The 23,276-nt window shown below is 71.6% G+C and carries 16 protein-coding genes; 5 read left to right on the top strand and 11 right to left on the bottom strand.

The window, feature by feature from the left end; translation table 11 throughout:
- Positions 1–225 precede the first annotated feature (225 nt).
- On the bottom strand, positions 226–690 hold the full coding sequence (locus tag MXD61_RS07015) for an SCP2 sterol-binding domain-containing protein (protein WP_248812020.1): 465 nt from the start codon (positions 688–690) through the stop codon (positions 226–228).
- A 171-nt stretch (positions 691–861) separates the two neighbouring features.
- On the opposite strand from MXD61_RS07015, the gene MXD61_RS07010 reads away from it, so the two are divergent.
- A complete protein-coding gene (locus MXD61_RS07010) occupies positions 862–1,695 on the top strand; it encodes an aminotransferase class IV (protein ID WP_248812019.1) in 834 nt (277 codons plus the stop codon).
- A 256-nt stretch (positions 1,696–1,951) separates the two neighbouring features.
- Positions 1,952–4,003: a hypothetical protein gene (locus MXD61_RS07005; RefSeq protein ID WP_248812018.1), complete on the top strand. Its 2,052-nt coding sequence runs from the start codon at positions 1,952–1,954 to the stop codon at positions 4,001–4,003.
- Positions 4,004–4,017: 14 nt separating this feature from the next.
- On the opposite strand, the gene MXD61_RS07000 is transcribed toward MXD61_RS07005, so the two are convergent.
- From MXD61_RS07000 to MXD61_RS06975, 6 genes are all read right to left on the bottom strand, one after another.
- Entirely contained in the window at positions 4,018–5,079 is a 1,062-nt protein-coding gene (locus tag MXD61_RS07000; RefSeq protein ID WP_248812017.1) for an effector-associated domain EAD1-containing protein, read from the bottom strand.
- Between the two features lie 159 nt (positions 5,080–5,238).
- Positions 5,239–6,228 carry a malate dehydrogenase gene (locus tag MXD61_RS06995; protein WP_163547923.1) on the bottom strand — a complete coding sequence of 330 codons (990 nt, stop codon included), beginning with the start codon at positions 6,226–6,228 and terminating at the stop codon, positions 5,239–5,241.
- Positions 6,229–6,413: 185 nt separating this feature from the next.
- Positions 6,414–7,709, bottom strand: a complete 1,296-nt coding sequence (locus MXD61_RS06990) for an ABC transporter substrate-binding protein (RefSeq protein ID WP_248812015.1) — start codon at positions 7,707–7,709, stop codon at positions 6,414–6,416.
- Between the two features lie 61 nt (positions 7,710–7,770).
- Positions 7,771–8,322: a heme-binding protein gene (locus MXD61_RS06985; protein WP_248812014.1), complete on the bottom strand. Its 552-nt coding sequence runs from the start codon at positions 8,320–8,322 to the stop codon at positions 7,771–7,773.
- A 555-nt stretch (positions 8,323–8,877) separates the two neighbouring features.
- On the bottom strand, positions 8,878–9,645 hold the full coding sequence (locus MXD61_RS06980; RefSeq protein WP_248812013.1) for a hypothetical protein: 768 nt from the start codon (positions 9,643–9,645) through the stop codon (positions 8,878–8,880).
- A 230-nt stretch (positions 9,646–9,875) separates the two neighbouring features.
- On the bottom strand, positions 9,876–10,112 hold the full coding sequence (locus tag MXD61_RS06975; protein WP_163547925.1) for a DUF397 domain-containing protein: 237 nt from the start codon (positions 10,110–10,112) through the stop codon (positions 9,876–9,878).
- A 1,479-nt stretch (positions 10,113–11,591) separates the two neighbouring features.
- On the opposite strand from MXD61_RS06975, the gene MXD61_RS06970 reads away from it, so the two are divergent.
- On the top strand, positions 11,592–12,458 hold the full coding sequence (locus MXD61_RS06970; RefSeq protein WP_248812012.1) for a helix-turn-helix transcriptional regulator: 867 nt from the start codon (positions 11,592–11,594) through the stop codon (positions 12,456–12,458).
- Positions 12,459–12,577: 119 nt separating this feature from the next.
- Here MXD61_RS06970 and MXD61_RS06965 read toward each other — a convergent pair whose 3' ends face one another.
- Together MXD61_RS06965 and MXD61_RS06960 are read right to left on the bottom strand one after the other, a co-directional pair.
- A complete protein-coding gene (locus tag MXD61_RS06965; protein WP_248812011.1) occupies positions 12,578–15,154 on the bottom strand; it encodes an ATP-binding protein in 2,577 nt (858 codons plus the stop codon).
- On the bottom strand, positions 15,151–15,309 hold the full coding sequence (locus tag MXD61_RS06960; protein ID WP_248812010.1) for a hypothetical protein: 159 nt from the start codon (positions 15,307–15,309) through the stop codon (positions 15,151–15,153). The genes MXD61_RS06965 and MXD61_RS06960 overlap by 4 nt, the downstream gene beginning before the upstream one ends.
- A gap of 826 nt (positions 15,310–16,135) precedes the next feature.
- Here MXD61_RS06960 and MXD61_RS06955 point away from each other — a divergent pair.
- Positions 16,136–20,404, top strand: a complete 4,269-nt coding sequence (locus tag MXD61_RS06955) for a DUF3418 domain-containing protein (RefSeq protein WP_248812009.1) — start codon at positions 16,136–16,138, stop codon at positions 20,402–20,404.
- 84 nt (positions 20,405–20,488) lie between these two features.
- Here the strand turns inward: MXD61_RS06955 and MXD61_RS06950 are convergent, their stop codons facing one another.
- A complete protein-coding gene (locus MXD61_RS06950; RefSeq protein WP_248812008.1) occupies positions 20,489–20,947 on the bottom strand; it encodes a nitroreductase family deazaflavin-dependent oxidoreductase in 459 nt (152 codons plus the stop codon).
- A gap of 169 nt (positions 20,948–21,116) precedes the next feature.
- On the opposite strand from MXD61_RS06950, the gene MXD61_RS06945 reads away from it, so the two are divergent.
- Complete coding sequence (locus MXD61_RS06945; RefSeq protein WP_248812007.1) at positions 21,117–21,650, top strand: toll/interleukin-1 receptor domain-containing protein; 534 nt, start codon at positions 21,117–21,119, stop codon at positions 21,648–21,650.
- Here MXD61_RS06945 and MXD61_RS06940 read toward each other — a convergent pair.
- Complete coding sequence (locus tag MXD61_RS06940; protein WP_374628541.1) at positions 21,639–22,445, bottom strand: PHB depolymerase family esterase; 807 nt, start codon at positions 22,443–22,445, stop codon at positions 21,639–21,641. The two genes, MXD61_RS06945 and MXD61_RS06940, sit on opposite strands and share 12 nt — an antisense overlap.
- Positions 22,446–23,276 lie beyond the last annotated feature (831 nt).

The raw sequence follows: 23,276 nt of genomic DNA, 5'->3' as shown, positions 1-23,276 counted from the left end.
GGCCGCCCCCGGGGGGGCGCCCCCGGGGGGCGCCCCCGCCCCCGCCGGCCGGGGGGGGCCCCCCGGGGCCGGGCTGCCAGGTCTCCTCCTGCGGGCAGATCCAGGACCTGACCGTCGAGCAGCGGACGCACCCTCGGCGCCCCCGGGAGACCAGTACTCTCCGTACACGCAACGCGGGAGCGGTGCGACGGTGCGCCTGCCTCGGACGGATCGAGGCGGCTCCGGTCAGCTCTCCTGCGTCGGAACCCCGAACCAGCTGATCACCTTGCCACCGAACTTCATGTCGCCGTCCACCTTGATCTTGCGGGTGAGGAACAGCTTGGCGCCGTTGGCCTGCCCGGTCAGCACCCGGACGAAGCGCACCCGGTCGGTCGTGATCGTCAGCTGCCGGCCCTCGGGCGCGGTGGTGGAGGGTTCATGCGTGAGGGCGCACTCGCCATCCCTGATGCGCAGTTCGTACGTGCGGGTCGCACCGCCCGACCCGCCGCTGAGACCGAACCGCACGACCGCGTTCTCGCCCTTGGCCAGCTCAGGGCGGAAGTTCGCCTGCATCTGGCGGAAGATCTCGTCCAGGACGTCGTTTCCGCCCGGGCTCGAGAGCAGGTCGGAGACCTCCCGCTCCGACATCGCGGCCAGCGTCGTGATGAGCTTGGCCGGGTCGGCGCTGGGATCAACGGCGAGGTCGGACATTGACCACTCCATTCGTTTCGGCAGGCGAGGCGCCTGACGGGTGCCGGGCTTCGGCTTTGGCACCCGCCTGCTTCGCGGGCACGTGTGCACGCTAGCGAACGCGCATGTGGCTTACATCGCCCGGTGGCACCTTGGCGTAAGTCGTGGCGTGCCGGTGGCTATCGTCTGGGCATGGTTGCCGCCGCGCCGCCGTACGTAGAGGTCGACGGTCGGGCGGTCTCGCCCGGGCTCTGGGGGCGGCTTGCCCTGCTCTCCCATGGGCATTTCACCGTCATGCAGGTGCGTGGCGGTGGGAGCCGCGGCCTGATGCGCCACCTGCGGCGCCTCGACACGGCTCACCGTGAGCTCTACGGCGAGCCGTTGGACGGCGACCTGGTACGCGCCCGCATTCACCAGGCACTCGCATCCTTTCTCCAGGTCACCGGCGCGGTGTACGCCTCCCGCGCGCCGACGTCACCGCTGGCGGACGCGGTACCGGTGGACGCCACCGTGCGGGTCATCGCGACTGATCCTGCCGGGGACGGGCCGGGTGCACTCGTCGTCGTGGTCGGGCCGCCGACCGACGCGCCGCCGACGCCTCGCCGGCTGATGTCCGTGCTTTACACCAGGCCCTTTCCACGTATCAAACACCTGGGCACTTTCGGACAGCTGGAACACGCCCGCGCCGCGTTGCGCCGCGGCTTCGACGAGGCCCTGCTGACCACCTCGGACGGGACGATCACGGAAGGCGCGAGAACCAACATCGGGTTCGTGGCCGGCGAGACCGTCACCTGGCCGGACGCGCCGTGCCTGACCGGTGTGACCATGGCGCTGCTGGAACAGGGCGCGGGCAGCATGCGTGCACCCGTGCGGTTGGCGGACCTTTCCCGGTATGACGCCGCGGTCGTGACGAACTCACGTGGCCTTTCTCCCGTGGCTGCCATCGACGACCACCAGTTCGCCGGATCGGACTTTACCGGCGAACTGACCCGACGCTACCACGCCATCCCACACGACTCAATCTAGGAAATGCACCGACCGGGCGGCCAGGAATTAGTCAACTGATTTATCCTCGCCACTTCGGCGACTGTTCACGACCATTTCGCAGAGGCAGATCCAGCCTTGCTCCCACTTTTCCACAGATCACCTGGAACCTATTTGCACGAGGCGGAATGCCCGGTAGCGTCGTGGCCGTCGTCAGGGATTTTCCGCGGCCCCCAGGGGTCGAACCCGTCACGCCCGCCATGTCCCGCATGGCCGCGTCCCGTGAAGGAACCGCCCGATGCCGCTCTCCTCCGCTCGGCTTCTGATCGCCCTTCTTCTTCTGGAACAGCACCGCATCGAACCCAGCCGGGTCGCCGCGCGATATCCCTTCCCGCCCGCGGCCGAGCGTCAGTTCGTGCGGGCCGCGGCCGCACTCGCCGCTGGCCGTCCCAAGGGAGCCCTCCGCGAACTGCGGCGCAGCGAACACGACCGGGCCGACCCTGATCATGTGGCCGTGTACGAGGCGCTCTGGCTCGCCGCGCTGGCGCTCGATCGCAACTGGGCGCCCGACGGCGCAGGCCTTCGCCATTCCGGCGCGGCCCGCCCCGCTGGGCGACCGTCCTCGCAGCGCGACGTACCGGCGGCCACGCCGCTGCTGTCCAGGTGGACGGCGCTGGCGGTCCAGCGGCAACGTAACGATCATCTTGACCCGCGGACCGCGGCCATCTGCGTGCTCGGCGCCGAAGTGATTCCGGGTATCCGGATGGCCCGAGCCCGCCTGTGGTCGGCCCCGCCTCCCCCGCGGGAGTCAGGCGACGCGGTCCACCGGTGGCGCGGGAGCGGCTCCCCCGACCCCAGCGCATCCTCGACGACCGAACCCTCGACGACCCGGCCCCCGATGACCCTGTCCTCGACAACTCTGCCCTCGACGTCCCTGTCCTTCGCGGCCGTGTCCCCGCCGACGAGATCTTCGGCTGATGCGGCTTCGGCCGACCCGGCGCTCACGTCCGCTACCGCGGCTGGCCCGACCCCCGTTCTCCCGTCCCCGGCCGGCCAGGCCGTCGCCGGCCCCGTGGTGTCGGCGGAAGCCGCAGGGAGCGCCGCCCAGGCCCCGTCACCCGTTCCGTCCCAGCCCGCTTTGCCACGGGGTGCTTCATCCCCGGCCGCGATGTCGTCGGCGGCCGCCACGCGAAGCCGAGCCGCGCTGTACCCGACCAGTGCGCACGGTTCCGAAGCCGGGGCGGATGGCCTGTCGGCGCTGGTCGCGTCGGCGATACCGCCGTGGGGGGTCGCGGCGCCGTTGGCGTTTCGCTGGGCCGCCCCGGTCAGTCGGCCCCGTCCGGATGGAGCGGCGCATGGCCTGCACCGCATGATGGCCCGCGGGCGAGCCCGAGGCGGTCCACGCCTGTTGACACGCGCCCGCGCGGGCATGGCCGGACAGGCCCGCGCCGCGGAGCCGGGTCTGGTGCCACCGGCCGCGGCCGACACGGAGCCGTCCGTGGGGGGCCGTCCTGGCGACTCGGGTGTCGGCGTACCCACACAGGCCGCGGCACCGGACTCCCAGCCGAGTCCGGTGCCGCGGACCGGCCCCGGCGGGCGCAACACGCCGCCTACCGCACGGGTGGATGCCGCCCCCCGCCGTGATCTCCCTGGACCGGGTGCGGGCCAGGCGTGGGTGCAGGCGGTGGACGCGCTGGTCATCGCGGACCTCTTCGTCGCCCGGCTGGCGGACCTCCCCGTGCGCCAGGCCCACGCCTACGGGGTGGTGCTGCGGGCCGATCTGCTGTTCCACATGGGCCGTGCCGCCCAGGCGAACCAGGCCCTCGACTCCCTCGAGGTCGCCGGGCAGGCCGACGAGACGACCCGCGCGCACATCGCCCTGATCCGCGGTGACTGGGCCGGCTATCCCAACGGAGGAGCGCAGACGCTGGGCCGTCGAGGGGACGGCAGCCTGCTGCCCACCCAGCGGCGGGCCGATCCGGATCTCGCCGAACAGCTGTGGCGACAGGCGCTGAACGGCTACGGCGACCTCGGCTCCAACGCCGGACGGGCCGCCGGGCTGATCCGCCTCGCCGAGGCCTCCACGGCGACCGGCCGTCCGATGTTGCGCCGGGCCCGCATCGACGAGGCCAGCCGCCGGGCCAAGGCCGCCGGCGACGAGGCGCTGGCCTGGACCACGCGCGTGCACAGCCTGATCGAACGGGTAAGGGCCGGCGAGGCCCCAGCCGGCGAGGTGCACGCGATGACGGCGGCGCTACGCGAGTGGAGCCGTCTGGAGGGGAGTGAAAGCTACGGCCAGGGGCTGTGTCGGCTGCTCACCACCGCGGCCAGCGAAGGAAACCCGCGGTGACGGTCCCACCCGGCTCAGGACATCGTCCGGCCCGGGTACGGCGGCGGGTCGTCCTCGACCGGTGCGTCCGCAGGCAGCGCCCGACCGGCGGCCGACCGCGTCGGCGCTGGCATCCGCGGCTGGGACGACGCCGGTACGACAGCCTGGGACTGGGCGACGGCCTGAGGCTCAGGTGTGGCCTGGGGCTGGGGCTGGGACACGGGGTGCGGTGGCTGCGTGATCACTGGAGGATTGGCCCGGTGGCCTGGCAAGGTCACCCAGGCCTCGCCGACGTACTTGGCGTCGACCACCGCCGGGAACAGCGCGAAATCGGCGGGATCGAGGTCGCGCAGCCCTTCGGCGACCGTGTCCCGGTAGAAGTCCGGCGACAGTGCCAACACAAGATCGGCTGCCGGGTAGCTCTCCAGGATGACACGGACGGCCACCGCGTTCACGAGACGGTCGACGACCACCACCGCATCGCCCGCGGCTCCCCCACCGTCGACGACGATCTGACCGTGGTGCAGCGACAGCCGCAACCGCACCTGGTCCGACGGTGCGCGTACCCGGTTGAACTGGCGTTGCGCGATGCGCAGTTCACGCACGAAATCACTGGCCAAAAGGTCCCTGGAGACGTTGGCGTCGAGCGCGCACAGACAGCCGTCACCGCCGTTCTCGTGCAGCAGCACGGTGTCGGCGACGCCGGCCCGGTCGAGGGCGGTGTCGACGATCCCCCGCACGCCGGCCCGCACGTCCAACTGGCCTTGCAGGTCACGCTTGCTGTAGCCGCTGGCATCCACGCGGAAGAGGTTGGCGTGCCGCGACGCACCGGGCGCGCCGCCGCGGGCGGGCTGGAAGACGGACATGTCGGGGAACTTCTTCGCGGCGGCCGCGAGCAGGCAGTCCCGACCGTTCTGCAGGATGCCGTTGTGCAGCAGGTGGGCGATCTCGGTCCAGAAATGGTGGGACGAGCCGTCGAAGACCGGGATCTGATCGCGACGCAGGCCGGCGTCCTCCAGCACCTGGACGGCCAGGCGCCGGGTGTCGAAGACGGTGGCCAGCGCCCTGATCTCCGCCTCGGTCAGCCGCTGCGTCACGAGTTCCCCCGAACCGGTGTGTGACCTGCCAGAATCCAGTCTATTCCGTGGCCTCGGGGTTCGAAACGCGGCCAGAACAGCAGGACCCCGAGAGCCGCGACGCGGCGCCCCCGGGGTCCTGGTGGTGGTGCTGGTTCCGTGGGGATCAGTGCGGGTCGGTCAGATCAGACCGAGCGCGCGCACGGCTTCCCGCTCCTCGGTGAGTTCCTGCACCGAGGCGTCGATCTTCGCCCGGGAGAACGCGTCGAGCTCGAGGCCCTGCACGATCTGGAAGGAGCCGCCGGAGGCGGTGACCGGGAACGACGAGATCAGGCCCGCGGGAACACCGTAGGAGCCGTCGGAGGGCAGCGCCACCGACGTCCAGTCGCCCTTGGCGGTGCCGTTCACCCAGGTGTGGACGTGGTCGATCGCGGCGGACGCGGCGGAGGCCGCCGACGAGGCACCGCGGACCTCGATGATCTCGGCGCCGCGCTTGGCGACCCGCGGGATGAACTCCTCCTCGATCCACTTCTGGTCGTTGACCGCCTCGGCGCCGCTGCGGCCGCCGACCTCGGCGTGGAAGATGTCCGGGTACTGGCTCGCCGAGTGGTTACCCCAGATGGTGATCTTCTTGATCTCGGTGTTCGCGACCCCGAGCTTCTTCGCCAACTGGGCGATCGCCCGGTTGTGGTCGAGGCGGGTCATCGCGGTGAACCGCTCGGCGGGGACGTCCGGCGCGTGGGTCTGGGCGATCAGAGCGTTCGTGTTCGCCGGGTTGCCGACGACGAGCACCCGGATGTCGGAGGCCGCACCGCTGTTGATCGCCTCGCCCTGCGGCTTGAAGATGCCGCCGTTGGCGGACAGCAGGTCGCCGCGCTCCATACCCTTGGTCCGCGGGCGGGCCCCGACCAGCAGGGCGACGTTGGTGCCCTCGAAGGCGGCCTTGGCGTCGTCGAAGACATCCACGCCGGCGAGCAGCGGGAACGCGCTGTCCTCAAGCTCGAGGGCGGTGCCCTCGGCGGCCCGGACAGCCTGGGGGATCTCCAACAACCGGAGCTTCACCGGCGTGTCCGCGCCCAGCAACTGGCCTGACGCGATGCGAAAGAGCAGCGCGTAGCCGATCTGACCGGCGGCGCCGGTGACGGTGACGTTGACGGGCGTTGAACTCACTGGCATCTCCTGGTACAGGTCATCCGGAGGTCGGACGGCGGGCCGGACCGGACCGACAGGCGATCGTCACCGGACCACCGAGCTGCGCTGCTGTTTCCGTCGCGCCGCCAGTGATGCTAGTCCGAGCGCTGCGCACGCGGGTGGCCAAGCGCCACCTAGCGGCTCACACCGCACGCCCGAACGCGCTATCGCGTGATCGTCTGCCCACAGCGGGGCGCCGGAGGCAGCACGTCGAAGCCGGTGGCGGCATGGTTGACCCGCAGGAACGTGTAGCACTGACTCACCTGGGCGGTGCTGGTGGCGAAGTCGACGGCGGCGGGCAGCAGGCCGTCCGCGGTGTAGCCGCGCAGCGCCCGCAGGCCGCGCAGGAACAGCGCGCGGCTCGGGCAGGGGCCGGCGGCGACCAGTCCACGCAGGAACATGTCGGCCGAGATCCATCCGGCCAGAGCTGCCTGCTGGGTGGGCGGGGTGACCTGCGGCGCGTAGGCGCGCATCCCCGCCAGGAAGCGGCGGTGGGCGGGCAGGTCCAGCTCGAACGGCTGGTAGTCGGTGAACGTGTAGACGTCGGGCAGGGCATCGCGGTAGCGCTCGAGCAGACCCTGGTCGTAGTTCGTCGGCGACAGGATGACCCGCAGCTTCGAGGGTTTGCCGCGGGTGGCGCGCAGCAGGCTCGCGAACGCCGCGCCGGTCACCGTGCCGATCATGACGTCGGCGCCGCTGGCCCGCACCTTCTCCCCGAGCGCCGCCACGGCGATCAGGCTGGTCGCGTCGACGCGGTCCACGACCGGGATGCCGGCCGCGCGCAGGCTGCGTTCCATCTCGTCGGCGAGCACCATGGACGTCTGGGAGAAGGCCGACTGGATGAGGACCGCCCGGTGACCGCCCTGGTCGGCGACGAACCGCCCCCAGGTGGTGACCGAGGAGCCACGGGCCACCAGGTTCGAGTAGCTGAACATGTTGTCGTGGCCGGCCCAGTCCGGGTCCAGGGAGGTTCCGGTGACCGGGATGCCCGCCCGGTGCAGAAGGTCGACCGAGGCCCCGGCGGACAGGGACGACTCGATCAGGCCGAACACCGCGTCGTTGTCGACCAGGCTGTGGGCGGCGGCCTGGTTACCGGCCGGGCTCGACGCGTCGTCGCGCCAGGTGTAGGTGATCTGGCGGCCGTTCACCCCGCCGGTCGCGTTCGCGACGCCCAGGCGCGCGTCGACACCATCACGAAAGGTCGAGAACAGGGAGGCCGTGATGCCGGTGTCCGGGTAGATCAGGCCGAGACGTATCGCGTCACGGCTGATGCCCGGACCCGCGCAGGCCGCCGCCGGGGTCACCGCCGAAGTGGTGGACGTGCATGCCACCAGCCCGGACACCGCGCTCAGGCAGGCCAGCGCCGCGCGGGCCCACCGATCGCCGCGCCCGGCGGGCCGGCGCCGCCGACGCACCGCGGAGCGGGTGACTCCGGCGCGGCGAGCCGTGATGTCGGGCACGGGCCGACGCTATGCATCCGATCAGGTGCGCTGCCATGTATTGGGCAACTTGTGAGATTGCTCAGTATGCGGCGGCGGCGGCACGGGCGATCGCCTCGTCGTGCGGGGTCGGCCCGCCGCTGACACCCACCGCGCCGACCACCAGGCCGTCGCGCCACAGCGGAACGGCGCCGGTGAGCCCCGAACTGATCGGTCGGGTGAACGCCGGCCGATGCCGGACCAGCCCACCCTCGAGCCCCCGGCCACCCTGCCCGCGATCGAGATCACGGTCGTGGTCGGCGAACACCCGGCCAGCGCCGCCGCCGCGATCCAGATCGAGGTCGACGTCGCCGGGATCGGCGTCGATCCCCACGGCGGACCACTCCGCCGGGCCGTCGTCGCCGCCATGGTGCACCAGCCGCGCCGGCACCGCGGGCAGCGCCGATGCCCGCGCCGCGCAGGCCCGGTCGACGGAGATGTCGGCGGTCCGTAGCCGGGCGTTGTCCATCCGGACGTGGGCCACCAGAATCCCGGCGTGATCGACGACGGCGATGTTAACCGGTTGGCCGAGGTGAATCGCATACCTTTCCCCGGCGGCGATGATCCGACGGGCATCCTCGAGCGATACGGTCATCCGCGACTCTCCCCATAAAGCGGCGTTCCGGTGCGCCTGACCATAGGCCCACAACGACCGTCCGGTGGTGGAAGGCGCGCCGCACAACAACCGTTGCGTACGCGGGTTCCCCATGTGGGCGACGGGACACAGAAGGACACACAAAGCCCGGCGCTGGCCAGGCCGCCCCCGCCCGACCGGACGGGACCGGTGCCGGCAGGCCCCCACGGGACGATCACCGCGCTCCGATCACAGAAAGCACTCATGTCGCTACCTGCTTGCCGCGGTGCTGTCGGCGGGCAGGTCATGGGGCGATCGGCACTGCTCCAACGGGCCGGCGGTGACCGCTCGGGCGCCCCCAGCGGCTCTCCCCCAGCACCCTGACACCACCCTGACACCACCTGGCCGGCACCTGCTGACCGGGCCATGGCCGTCCGTCGGCTCGACGGCACGGCCCGATCGGCCCATCCGGATACTGGCCCGCCGGGGCCGTCGCTGGCCCGGACGGGTGGAGGGCGATGTGGGTGGGCTCACCGCCGGCGGCCGGCGACCGCGGCCTGATCGGGCCCGGTCCGATCAGGCGGCGGCGGCCAGCGGAAGCACCAACCGCGGGAAGCAGTGGATCAGCCGGGTCGTCAGCGGACCGCCACCGGGCATGTCCGCGAGCACGCCGGCGAAGCGATGATCGAGGCGTCCGAGTCGTTGCAGGCCGCGCAGCCGCAGCAGGCCGGGCAGATGCGCCTCGATGGCCTTCTGGTCCGGCCGTGGAGCGCCGTCAAGCCAGGCGTCGAACTGGGCCCCGGTCATGATCTCCCAGACGATCGTGTCGGCCACCGCGCCCGTGCCGTCCGTGATCGTCACCAGGTGTGGCACCCGGACCAGGTCGCGCAGACCGCGCAGGTCCGGACGCAGACCCGAGGTGACGACGTTGTTGGCCAGCCACGGGTCGGTACCGGTCGCCGGCCCACGCAGGACGTTGCGCAGGTGGGAGGCGAACGCGAGGGCGAGCGCGCTGCGCCCCGGGGGGCTTGGATGCGCGTGCAGCACGACCGCGTCGATTCCCGGCGCGCGGACGCGCTCGGCCGCGGCCCGCACGAGCCAGGCCGGCTCGACGAGCACGAAGCCCACCTGGGCGCGACGCCGGTCGTCGCTGCGATCACCGTCACCGAGGCCGAGGTTGACCGGGGCGCCGGTGACCCGGGCATCGACCTCGGTGACGGCAGTAGTGGTGCCGGTGACGGCCGCGCGCAGCCACCGGCAGGTGATCAGTCCGTCCGCTCCGGGCAGCGAGAGCGACGGAAGGTCACCGGAGTTGAAGATCCGTTCTGCGGCAGGCGGGGGCATGCTGTCTCCGGTCCGGGACGCAGGCAGGCACGCGAACGCGACGGCCGAGCGCAGGTCGGCCGGTGGTCGTCGCACGGACAGGTCCGGCCGCAACGGCTCTGGCGGACCGAAGGGCGAGGGCGAAGACGAGACCGAGGGCGTATCGGTACCCGGGCGGGCCGTCATCGCCGCGTGCGGGCGTGCCGGCAGGGCAGGGACAACCGAGGTCAGCGGGGACATGGCGGCGCGGACTACTGGAGGAGGTTGTCGAAGTCGCCGTCCTTGGCCCCAAGTATCAGGGCCTCTATCTCGGCCCTGGTATAGACCAGCGCGGGCCCGTTGGGATGACGGGAGTTACGCACGGCCACCTCGTCGCCAGGCAGCTTCGCCATCTCGACGCAGTTGCCCTGGGAGTTGCTCCGACGGCTCTTCTGCCAGGTCACGCGCTCGAGCGCAGTCGCTGGCATGCCGCTGTAGATCTTGCTCACGCGTTTCTCCCCACGCCCCAGGGCAGCGCACGACAGCGAGCCCTCACCCCACGCGGTCCGCCCACGACACCTCGGCTGGGCCACGCCGCGGCTGCGGACCGGCTTCGCCTGCCACTGCGACGGGGTGCCCCACTGCAACCCCACGAACTCGTCGCGTGTGCGCCTGCACGAACTTCGGCTCACGATACAGCACGGGCGGGTGCACGTGCATCAAGCGGGAGGCGTGTGCGCGCGACGACCTCACGTGCGATCGGCGGGGAGCATCGCACCCATGCAGACGCCCGAGAGCGGGCACATAGTGCACGATCGCTCGCCATGCCATCTGATGTCGTCCGATGTCCCTGCAAACCATCACATGTCATGATCATTGACGGCCGCCCTCGAGTCATCACCCGCTCGGCCGACCACACCCCGACGCCGGACGATCTCCAGCCCGGACGACTCAGCCCCACCCGACCCCAGCCCCGCCCGACCCCAGCCCCGCCCGACCTTCGACTCGGTGCCGCCCGGCCGGGCCACGCCCGACAAGGCATCGAATCGCCGACGAAATCCGTAAAGTGAGAGAATCGGGCCATGGGGCAGCTTGCAATTCGCCCCAGATGCGGCAAATCCCCATATTGATCTTCACCTTGGGGGAAACGCGTGCGAGGGGCCCGGGGGGTGTCCACATTCGGGCCGCGCACGGCACCAACGGGGGACTACACGAGAGACAAGGACGTTCGGACCAGACATGCCCGCACCGCGACCCGCACCCGCACCCGCGGGCACCAGGGCGCAGCGGGCGGGCCGGCCTCGACGCGACAGCCAAAGCAACGAGGGCCCACCAGCAATCCACGGGGTGCGTAGTCGCACGATCAGATCCCTCGCTGGACGCGCCCCAGACCCACATTTCCACCCGGGCGGCCCCCAGACCGGGACCAACAGCCCATCTCCGTGCAGAACTCCGACCTGGGCCGACCACCCCGGACGTCGGTCCGGGGGCGATCGGGGCGCGGGACCTACCGGGATCGAGCTACCCGAGCGTGCCGGCGGGCGCTCCCGTCGCCCCGCAACGTCAGGTGCAATCAGACATCGGGTCGCCCAGCGCGGCGTCGACAGGCACGCGACACCGAAGACAGACGTGCGCAGATGATCTCGGACAGCAACGGAGGCGGAAGGTGACGACGGGCAACGCAGCGTCACCACGGTGGCGTGAACACGCGGGGCCCCACCCTCACCCACGCTCATGTGCTGCAAAGAAACAGAACGGATGTCCCGCATCACAGCGTGCCACGATCTCGCCCGGCAGCCCACACCAATCGGGCCATCCGACGCGGCGGACGGACACCCATCTCACATACTCTCCGTGAGCGAGTATACAAATAACACTCACCGCGCTAAACAAGCGACTGTCGATCAGGCATGAGAACCAGAGACACAACCGGATCAAGAAGATCAGATGTCATACTCTTGCGTTGACCGATGGCGAGGGGGCCGACCGTGACGACAGCTCAGCCGGGAAGTGGACCGACGGTACGTCGGATCCTGCTCGGCTCTCAGCTCCGTCGACTTCGCGAGGAGAAGGGCATCAGCCGAGAGACGGCCGGATACCACATCCGGGCGTCGGAGTCGAAGATCAGCCGGATGGAGCTGGGCCGCGTCAGCTTCAAAGAACGCGACGTGGCCGATCTGCTGACCTTCTATCAGGTCACGGAGGAAGCGGATCGAGCACCTTTGCTCGCGCTCGTCCGGGAAGCGAACTCGGCCGGCTGGTGGCAGAACTTCAATGACGTCCTGCCGAACTGGTTCCAGCCGTACGTCGGGCTCGAGGAGTCGGCTCAGCTAATCCGTACGTACGAGGTGCAGTTCATTCCGGGCCTGCTCCAGAGCGAGGACTACGCCCGCGCCATCATCAACGGTGGTGGCAACGCGCTACCGAGCGATGTCGTCGAGCGACGAGTCAGTGTACGGATGAACCGACAGAAGCTGCTGTACCGCACAAATCCCCCACGCCTGTGGGTGGTGGTCGACGAGGCGGCCCTGCACCGGCCGATCGGCGGTCCGAAGGTGATGCGCGGTCAGCTCGAGCACCTGATCGAGCTCGGCGACCTGCCGAACCTCACACTGCAGGTCATGCCGTTCTCCTTCGGCGGTCACGCGGCCGAAGGCGGTGCCTTCACCATCCTGCGTTTCCCGGAGATGGACCTGCCCGACGTCGTGTACCTCGAGCAGCTCACCGGTTCGTCCTACCTCGACAAGCGCGAGGAGGTCGACCGGTACATGGAGGTCTACAACCGCCTCAGCGTCGACAGCACGACCCCGGCCGAGACCCCCGACCTGCTCCGCCAGGTCGTCGCCAGCCTGTAGGACCAGCGCGCGTAGGACCAGCGCGCGTAGGACCAGCGCCGCGGCTCGGGCCCAGGGGTGCCGGCTCCCAGCTCCGGGCTCGCGGCGGCCCACCGCCGCCCCGTCGGCGGGCCGGTGGGTCAGGCGCAGGGCCAGGTGAGTTCGAGGCTCAGCCAGCGATCCTCGACCTCGACCTCCACCCCGACCCGTGCCACCGTCTCACCCGCGGGCACCGACATGTGCGCGGACCGTGCGGAGGCGTCCCCGGACAGGATGTTGGTGGCCACGGCGGCGCCGAGGACCGCGCCGGGCAGGGCCAGGTCATCCGGCCAGGGCATGGTGACGTAGACGCTGCCACCGGCCGGCGACCACATCACCGTCACGATCGCCGGGCCGCTCGCGGCGGCCGCCAGCACCTCGCCGACCAGGTCGGCCAGCGCCGCCCGCACCGGCACGGGGGCGGTACGCAGATCCCCGGACCGTTGGATCTCGACGCTGATCCCCGCGCTCTCGGCGTCCGCGAGCACCGGATCAAGATCGGCCAGCGCCGAGGACGGCCCGCCGCCGGTGAGCATCCGTCGGATCGCCGCCGCCCGGGCCGCGCTGGCGCTGCGCACACTGGCGGTGGAGGGGTCACGCCGTCCGTCTGCGACGTCGGACAGCAGCGGCAGGACGTCCCGCTCGACGGTGCGCAACCAGGCCAGGCGCTCGCGGCGGATCATCGCCGACGAGTCGGCGCTCGCGGCGAGTTCGGCCTCGGCGGCGTGCATGTGCGCGGTGTCCATGGCGGTCCGGCGCAGCAGCGGCCCCAGCATCGCGGTGATGATCTGCACCGCGCAGCAACCGTAGACGACCGAACCCAGCCGGGCGATCACCAGCGGGTTGTTCCCGTCCCGGGTCAGCACCAGCCCGGTGACGAGCACGACCGCGCCGAGCAGCGCCGCCGTCCACTCCCTGGCCGGACGGGACGCGGTGACGAACGCGAGCAGCAGCGGCAGTACCACCAGCGGCCAGTTGGCGATGCGCACGACGTCCGCACCCACGGTGTTGCGCACGCCGGCCACACAGATCCCGCCGCCGACCGCGAGCAGCAGCAGCGTCTCGGATCCCGACAGCGGCCGGCGACGCACCAGTACCCTCGCCACCGCGACGACCCCGGCGAGCACCACCCACAGCCCCACACCCACCAGCGGCTCACGTACCCAGCCAAGCGTCCCCACCAGCGGCGCGAGCATCAGAACCAGCCAGGCGGCCGCGACGTTGCCCACCGCCCGACGCAGCCCCGCCGAGTACTCAGCCCCAAGATCGGCGGCGATCGCGGCCACGTTCCGCCGGTCCGACACGAACCCGGCCGGACGCCCACCGCCAGCCGTCCCACCAGCAGCCCGCCCACCACGGGGCAGCCCACGGCTGAACAGCCGACCGCCGAGCAGGCCGTCTCGCAACGGGCCGCCACCGGCGTCATGGTCGGAGACGATGCGCGGTGTGCGCCACTGCAACTCGACCGTCGTGCCATACCCATGGGACGAGATGATCTTCACGGTGCCGGCGACATCCTCCAGACGACCGATGATGGAGTGACGCAACCCCAGCCGCGCGGAGTCGACCAGGTCAGGATCGAACCCCCGGCCGATGTCGCGCACCCGCACGGTGATCTCGTCCGGACCGCCGTCCAGAACCACCCACGCGTCCCTTGACCCGGCGTGCCGCTCGACGTTCGCCAGCGCCTCCCGGATCGCCCCGGCGAACGCCGCGACGACCACACCCGGCGGCTCACCGCCCACCTGCGCACCACCACGATCGTTGCCGCCAGCGTCACCGGACGTCGCGGGGCCGTGAGGCGGTCCGTCGACGAACTCGACGACCATGCCCCGTCCGACCGCTTCGGCGACGACTTCGGCGAGACGTTCGGCCAGGGCGGGACCGCCGTCGCCGCCGGGGCCCAGCAGGTCCTGCACAGCGACGAGGCTCTGCTCGCAACGGCGCTGGGCCAGCGCCACATCCCGACCGCCGCCCCAGGCCAGGCCGGTCAGGGTGTTGAGCACCGTGTCGTGAATGACACGCTCGCGTTCACGGCGGTCCCGGGCGACCGCGAGCACCACCGCCTCCCCGCGATGGCGGGCCACGACGTTCGCCCAACGTCGATCGGCTGTCCGCGCGATCTGGCGTAGGCGGCCGATCGACATCCCCAGCAGCCCCGGCGCGACGACCAGCAACGCCAGCTGCGCGATGACCTGCGGGCTGTGACCCCAGCCCCCCACCAGCGCACCGGCGGCGAGCCCCAGCACCGCCGCGGCGGCGATCCTGCGCGGAAAGGCCCAGACTGCCGTGACGGCGGCGTTGACGACCGCGAGGAACACGAAGTTCCCGCTGTCCCCGACCGAATCGCCGGGGAGCAGAACTCCCGCGGCGATACCCAACGGCAGCGCGAGGGCGACGCCCACCGCCGCCAGGACCCGCCCGACCCCCCACCGCAACCCCGCCAGGCAGAAGACGACGTGCCACACCGCGGTGCAGCAGAGCACACCCGCCGCCAGCGGATGATCCCAGTACCAGTCCCAGACGACCAGGTAGAACACGGTGAGTGCGAGCGCCACGGCCCGCAACGCGACAAGCACGCTGGTCATGACCCGGTCAAGCGCCCGATGCGCCCGGCCGACCTGCTCCGAGGCCCGACCCAGCTCCAACGCCGCCGCACCGAACGCCGACTCGGTCATCCCGACGCCACCACCCACGCCGACGCCACGCCCCCCACCCCGGCCGCCAGCATCAGCATCAGCGCCACCGCTGCCGCCGGCCGCACCTCGGGCAGCACCCGAACCGGCCACCCCACCGTCGGGGCGATGGACGCCAGCCCACTCGCCCGCAGCACCGACCAGCCCGTCAGTGGCCGCGCCGGTCATCGAACCCGGCGGACGGCTCGACCGCCCGACTTTCCCCCGAGGGAGCCCGAGCCCCCCACATGCGTGGCCGTCTCGTCACCTTCCGCCAGAATCGCGTCGGGGTTTCCACCCGGAAATCCTCTCGAAGGTTACAACCCGACCGCAGCCGGTCGTGCCGACGGGCCCGGGCCCGGGACAACTTCCCGCCCGTCCCGCGTACCGCTCCCATCCGCGTCCCACATCCAGTCACGGACCGCTGGCGGTCGGAAACGGCCAGCGGTTCGTGACCGGTGGCGGCCAACCCCCAGGCCACGGTCGGCTGCCGAGGGTTGGTCGGGCCCAGGCCGAGGCCCGAAGCCTGGCCGGCCTGGCCGACGCCTGCCGGACGCGGCGGCTGGACGGCTCGGCATCTGGGGGTGGGCAGGCCGTGCGGTGGGACGGTTGGTGCCCGTGATGCCCTAGGCTTGATGACGTGAGGAGGGACCGTCCGTGAATGCTTCGCCGTCCGGTCCCCCATCCAGCGGCTCGGCAGCAACCGCGGCGGCGGGGCCAGAACCGTCCGATCCGCGGGCCGCGGATGCCCCGCCCCACGACCCCCGGTCGCATGACGCGCAGACGACGCGCGGGCCGCACGCCCGGGAAGCCCGCACGGAGCAACCGCGGAACCGGCCGGCGCGGACTCGGCGTGCGCAGTCCCGCAACCCGCGGACACCGGACGCACGGACACCGGACGACGGTGCGCCGGACGACGGTGCGCCGGACGACGGTGCGCCGGACGACGGTGCGCCGGACGACGGTGCGCCGGACGCGCCGCCGGTGGAGCCGCAGCCAGCGGTGCGGGTGGCGGAGTTGACGGCGCGGTTGGCGCGGTTGGCGCCGCGGGACGCGCACCGGCTGGGGCGGCGCCTCGCGGACAGCCGGCGGACGCGGGACGCGGTGTCCCGTCAGCGGGTGCTGGCCACGATCGCGGCCGATGTGGAACGGGCGGCCGCCCGGGTGGAGCGGCGCCGGCAGCGGGTGCCGACGATCAGTTACCCCGAGGCTCTTCCGGTGACGCAGCGCCGGGACGAGATCCTGGCCGCGATCCGTGACCATCAGGTGGTCATCGTGGCCGGGGAGACCGGATCGGGGAAGACCACGCAGATCCCGAAGATCTGCCTGGAGCTCGGCCGCGGCGTGCTCGGCATGATCGGGCACACCCAGCCACGCCGGATCGCCGCGCGTACGGTGGCCGACCGGATCGCCGAGGAACTCGGTACGGCGGCACCGTCCACCGGCGGTGGGGTCGTGGGTTTCCAGACGCGGTTCACCGACCAGGTGCACGACGAGACCCTCGTCAAACTGATGACGGACGGCATCCTGCTCGCCGAGATCTCCTCGGACCGTGCCCTGCGTCGCTACGACACGCTCATCATCGACGAGGCGCACGAGCGCAGCCTCAACATCGACTTCATTCTCGGCTATCTGCGCTCGCTGCTGCCGCGCCGTCCGGACCTGAAGGTCATCATCACGTCGGCGACGATCGAGACGGACCGCTTCTCCGCCCACTTCGGCGGCGCCCCGGTCATCGAGGTCTCCGGACGGACCTACCCGGTCGAGGTCCGTTACCGCCCGCTGCTCCCCGACTATGCCCCGGAGGACGACCCGGACGGCGACGCGGACAGCGACCCGGACGGCGGCGGCCCGGGCGACGGCCCAGGCGGCCACCGAAGCGGCGACCGAAGTGGTGGCCCGGCCAGAAACGCGGGTGGTGGCGCCCGCTCCGAGGGCCGGGCGCGGTCGCCGGAGCGGGACCAGACGCAGGCGATCAGCGACGCGGTGGACGAGCTGTTCGCCGAGGGTCCGGGCGACATCCTGGTGTTCCTGTCCGGGGAGCGGGAGATCCGCGACACGACCGAGGCGCTGTCCCGGCAGGACCGTCCGCACACGGAGATCGTGCCGTTGTACGCACGGTTGTCGGCCGGCGAGCAGCATCGGGTGTTCGAACCGCACACCGGCCGGCGGGTGGTGCTGGCGACGAACGTGGCGGAGACATCGCTGACGGTGCCTGGCATTCGGTACGTCATCGATCCCGGCAACGCCCGTATCTCCAGGTACAGCGCGCGCACGAAGGTGCAGCGGCTGCCGATCGAGCCGGTGTCGCAGGCGTCGGCGAACCAGCGCAAGGGCCGTTGTGGCCGCACCGCGGACGGCATCTGCATCCGGCTGTACAGCGAGTCGGACTTCGAGACGCGGCCGGAGTTCACCGACCCGGAGATCCTGCGGACGAACCTGGCGTCGGTGCTGCTGCGGATGGCCGATCTCGGGCTCGGTGACGTCGCCACCTTCGGCTTCCTCGACCCACCGGACTCTCGGCAGATCCATGACGGCGAGCTGCTGCTCACCGAGCTCGGCGCCTTCGCCGTCCCGACCTCCGAGGCCGAGCCAGAACCCAGCCCCGAACCCAAGGCCAGCCCCGAACCCAGGGCAGAGCCCGGGCCTCACCACGAAGCTGGACGCGGACGCCCATCGGAGGGACGGCGGCAGCTGACCGCGTTGGGACGGCGCCTCGCGCAGATCCCGGTGGATCCGCGACTGGCGCGGATGGTGCTGGCCGGGGATGAGCAGGGTTGCCTGCGCGAGGTGCTGGTGATCGCGTCGGCGCTGGCCATCCAGGATCCGCGGGAACGGCCGGTGGAGCATCAGCAGGCCGCCGACGAACGGCACGCTCGCTTCGCCGATCCGACGTCGGACTTCCTGGCCTATCTGAACCTGTGGCGGTATCTGCGGGACGCCCGCGGGGAACGTTCGGCGAACCAGTTCCGGCGGATGTGCCGCACCGAGTTCCTCAACTACCTGCGGGTCCGCGAGTGGCAGGACGTCCACGGGCAGCTCTCCGCCGTCGCGCGGGGACTGAAACTCGACCTTGGCGATCCGGACGGGTCGGCGGCCGATCCGGTGGCCGTGCACCGGGCGCTGCTCACCGGCATGCTGTCGCATCTTGGCCGCTACGACCCCGAGCGCCGCGACTACGCCGGTGCCCGGGGCGGACGGTTCATGCTGTGGCCGGGTTCGGCGCTGGCCCGTCGAGGTGCCCGCGTCGGCACCGAGGCGACCAGGCAGCCGGCCGACGATCCGGGCGACGAGCAGACCCAGAGCAAGGCCCAGGCCCAGCAGCGGTCGGCGGGGCCGCCGGCCTGGGTGATGGCGGCGGAACTGGTCGAGACGTCCAGGCTGTGGGGTCGGACCGCGGCACGTATCGATCCGGACTGGGTGGAGCCGCTGGCGGGGCATCTGGTGCGGCGCACCTACGGGGAGCCGCACTGGTCCCGTCGGCAGGGGGCGGTGCTCGCCGACGAGCGGGTCACCTTGTACGGGGTGCCGATCGTCACCGGCCGGCCGGTGCGGTACAGCGAGATCGATCCGGTGCTGTGCCGGGAGATGTTCATCCGCCATGCGCTGGTCGAGGGCGACTGGCAGACCCGGCACGAGTTCTTCGCGCACAACCAGCGGCTGCTCGCCGACGCCGAGGAGCTCGAACATCGGGCGCGCCGACGCGGCATCGTCGTCGACGACGAGACCCTTTTCGCGTTCTACGCCGAGCGGGTGCCCGCCGACGTCGTGTCCGTGCGGCATTTCGATGCCTGGTGGCGTCGGGCCCGCCGCGAGGATCCACGTCAGCTCGACTTCTCCCTCTCGCTGCTGGTGTCCTCCGGCGCCGGCAACATCACCGAGGAGGCGTATCCGGATGTCTGGCAGGTCGGCGCGGTCACCCTGCCGTTGACCTACCAGTTCGAACCGGGCTCGGCCGCCGACGGGGTGACCGTGCACGTCCCGCTCGCCGTGCTCAACCAGGTCGACGCCGAACCGTTCACCTGGGGGGTGCCGGGGCTGCGCGAGGAGCTGGTGACGGCGCTGATCAGGGCGCTGCCGAAGGTGGTCCGGCGCAGTTTCGTCCCGGCGCCGAACTACGCGCGGGCGGTGCTCGAACACATCTCGCCGTCGGGCGGGGCGTCGCTGCTGGTGGCCGTCGAACATGAACTGCGTCGGATGGGCGGTCCGGAGATCCCCCGGGACGTCTGGACGCTGACCGCCGTCCCCGATCATCTGCGTGTCACGTTCCGGGTCGAGGGCGCGCGCGGGGAGGTGCTCGCCGAAGGCAAGGACCTTGACGCGATCAAGGCGAAACTGCGGCCGCGGACCCGGGCCGCGGTGGCGGCGGCCGCCGACGGCATCGAACGCCGTGGTCTGCGCGGCTGGACCGGCGTCGGCACGTTGCCGAAGGTGGTGGAGCTGCGTCGCGGCGGGCACATCGTGCGCGGCTATCCCGCGCTGGTGGACGAGGGGGACACCGTCGCCGTGCGGGCCACCGACACCGAGGCCGAGCAGCGCACCATCATGTGGTCCGGCACCCGGCGGCTCGTGCTGCTCGGGGTGCCGTCCCCGATGCGTGGGCTCAACGGCCGGCTGTCGAACGCGGCCAAGCTCGCACTTTCGCACAACCCACACCGCGACGCCGCCGACCTGCTCGAGGACTGTGTCCGCGCCGCCTGTGACCGGCTGATCGCCGCCGCCGGCGGCCCCGCCTGGGACGAGGCCGGTTTCACCGCGCTGCTCGCCGCCGTCCGCGCCGGTCTGCCGGACGGGGCGTTCACCGTGGTCCGCGAGGTACAGGAGGTGCTGGCCCTGGCGCACACCGTCGAAGGCGGTCTGCGCGAGGTGCGGGCCGCGGCGTTCGCTCCGGCGGCGGCGGACATCCGCGCCCACCTCGACAGCCTGATCTATCGCGGTTTCGTCACCGACACCGGCGCGGACCGCCTACCCGACCTGATCCGCTACCTCACCGCCATCGGACGTCGCCTCGAACGCCTGCCCCGCGATCCGAACCGCGACCGGCTCAACATCGCGACGGTCGGCCGGGCCGCCGCGGCCTACCGGGAACTGCTCGCCACCGTCCCCGCCAGCCGCGAACCGACCGAGGAGATCCGCCGGGTCCGCTGGATGATCGAGGAACTGCGCGTGAGCCTGTTCGCCCAGAACCTGCGCACCCCCTACCCCATCTCCGAGGAGCGCGTCTACCGCGCGATCGACGCCCTGCTCGGCTGACCAGGCGCCCTCGGACGCCCGATGCCCGGACGGCCCGCCCGGACCTCCGACGTCCGGCCTCCGACGTCCGAGGGTGGCTCGGGCTCAGGTTCGGACGAGCTCGAAGATGGGGATGACGCGGTCGGTCTTGGCCTGGTAGTCGGCGAAGGCGGGAGCCTGGGCGACGATCCGCGGGTAGAGCGCGTCCCGCTCCTCGCGCGCCAGCTCGCGGGCGACCACGTCGCGCGCGTCGGTACCGCCGCCGTTACCGATCTCCACTCGGGCCCGCGGATGAGCCCGCAGGTTGTGGACCCAGGCCGGGTCCACGTCGGAGCCGAGGTAGGAGCCGACGACCAAAGTCCGGCCGTCGATGTCCAGGCGTGCCAACGGATTCAGCCGGGGCTGACCGGACCGTGCGCCCGTCGAGTGCAGCAGAACAAGAGCGCCACCGGGAAACTGGCTGACCGTGCCGCCGTTGGCCCGAAACTCCTCGATGATCTTCTGGTTGAAGTCCGTCAGCGAGTCGGTGTCGGAGGACAGTTTGTCCTTGTCAATTTCGGTCATTGTCCGTACAACAATCCGACGGTCGGACGCATTCCACCGTCCGACCTCGCGTTCCCCCGATGACTCCCGGTGACCTCACGCGTCTGACCGCCGTCAGGCATCGCCCGGCGTGACCATGCTGTTCGCGAACCGACGGGGGCATGGTGGGTCTGACTGGCACACTGGACGGGTGACGATCGGGGGCAACACGAACGACCTGGACGACGACACCCAGTGGGATTTCTTCGTCTCCTACACCCAGGGGGATCGGCCATGGGCGGAGTGGATCTCATGGGTGCTCGAGGAGGCCGGCTACCGGATTCTCGTCCAGGCCTGGGACTTCACCCCCGGATCGAACTGGATCGTCGGCATGCACAACGGCATTCGCCGGGCAGCCCGCACCATCGCGGTACTTTCCGAGGCGTACACCCGTTCCGTCTACGGCCAGGCTGAATGGCAGGCCGCCTGGACCGCCGATCCCGACGGCGCGCGGCGCAAACTGCTCGTCTTCCGAGTCGAGAACTGCCCGCGTCCGGGCCTGCTCGGTCAGGTCGTCTCCATCGACCTGTTCGGCCTTCCCGCGCCCGACGCCCGCGCCATCCTCCGGTCAGCCGCCCGCCTCGCCGTGACCGGTGACCGGGCCAAGCCCACCACCGCCCCGCCCTTCCCCCTGGGCGGCACCGCCCGGCGCGATCCCCACGACATCCCGGACCTACCCGCCTGACCCGGTGCGGACGAGTTCGGCACCCACCACCTCACCCACCGCACCGGATGCCACCGCCTCCGCCGGCACCGGCACCGAGACCGGCACCGAGACCGCCGTCGTGGCGGGTGCCGAGGTCGTAGCTGATGCGGAGGCCGCAGTGGCCGTCGCACCCGTCCCGGCCGTCATACCCGTCGCACCCGTCGCGGCTGCTGTGGCCGTCGTCGCCGGGGCGGAGGTCGCGTCGTCCAGGGAGAGCGGGGCGGAGAAGTCCCACAGGGCGCCGATGGCCCACCACGGCCAGCTGTGCCCGCCGTCCCACAGGACGTGACGGATCGTCGAACCCGGCGCGAAGTGGGTCGACTCGGTCTCACCGTCGGGCAGGAACATCGTCAGATAGCTGGACCAGCCGCCGCGCCAGGGCACGGTCGTGTCCGCCGTCCCGTGGATGTGCACGAGCCGCACCGGCACCTCCGGACAGGACACCAGAGCCTGACCGCCGACCATCCCGACGCCGGCGACGAGATCCGGCGCGTCGCAGGCGATGCGCGCGGCGAGCATCCCACCGTTGGAGAAACCCCAGACGTAGATCCTGGACCGGTCGACCGGCGTCACCCGAGCGGCGTCCGCCACAATCTGCCGAACATACGCGACGTCATCGGTCAGCACATTCCCACAGCATCCGCCGGCATTCCACGCCTCGTGGACGCCCACCCCATACGCGACCGCGAAGTCGTGGCTGTCAGCAAAACTGTCAGCGCTCGAGGCCTGCCGCAACGTCTCGGCGTTGTTCAGCAGTCCGTGCAACATAATCACCAGGGGCCGCGCACCGCCCCGGTACATCGGCGTCACCACAACGTTGGTATGCAGCTCATATGTTCGCCCGGACGCCAACCGCCGCACCGAGTCCCGCGTGCCCGTGGCTTTCCCGGTAGTTCCCGGACCGGCGCCGCCCGGGGCACCAGTTCCCGAGGCGGCACCAGTTCCCGAGGCGGCCGCCCCCAGGGCGACCCCCGCCGGATTCGTGGCGGCGGGCGATCTCCCGGTGGCGGTGGAGGTGCCGGCCGGTAGGGATGCCCGGGGATCAGCCTGGGTGGATCGGGTAGGCGCGGCCGGGGCGTGCACTGCCGGGGACGCGCCGGAGGTACCGGCGCCGACCGGCGTGGCTGCGACGGCGGTCGGCGGGCCGGGGTCGAACGGCTCGGGGGCGACCAGCGCCGAACCGGCCGGCGTGGACGAGGCCGACGGCACGGTCGCCAGGAAGGCCCCGACGAGGCTGGCAGCGACCGCGAGCGCGAGCGCGACGACCCGAGCAAGACGGCCTCGCCCCCCAGACCGCCCCCAGGTACCGCTCCAGCCCCGGCCGCGCTCCCCACCCCGCACGGACACTGGCGTCTCAACTCCTCGTCTCCGCCCGGTCAGAGCGGCAATGTTAGCCGCTTAGCCTCAAGAACTCCTATAGGGGCTAGAACAGCACACCAAGGGACGATCCAGCCCGCCCCGACCCCCCAGAACACCCGACCGAACGTGCCCGACCGTGCCGTCTGCGCCCCACCCGCAGACACCCACCCACCCATTCCGGGACGGACCGCACTCCCCCGCCTTCTCCTCGTACCCGCCGCTCCGTCCCCCGCGATCCCGCCCCTC

The organism is Frankia sp. AgPm24, assembly GCF_023243055.1.
Taxonomy (GTDB): Bacteria; Actinomycetota; Actinomycetes; order Frankiales; family Frankiaceae; genus Frankia; species Frankia umida.
Note: the sequence above shows the minus strand (reverse complement) of the source record. Positions and strands in the feature narration are given on the sequence as shown.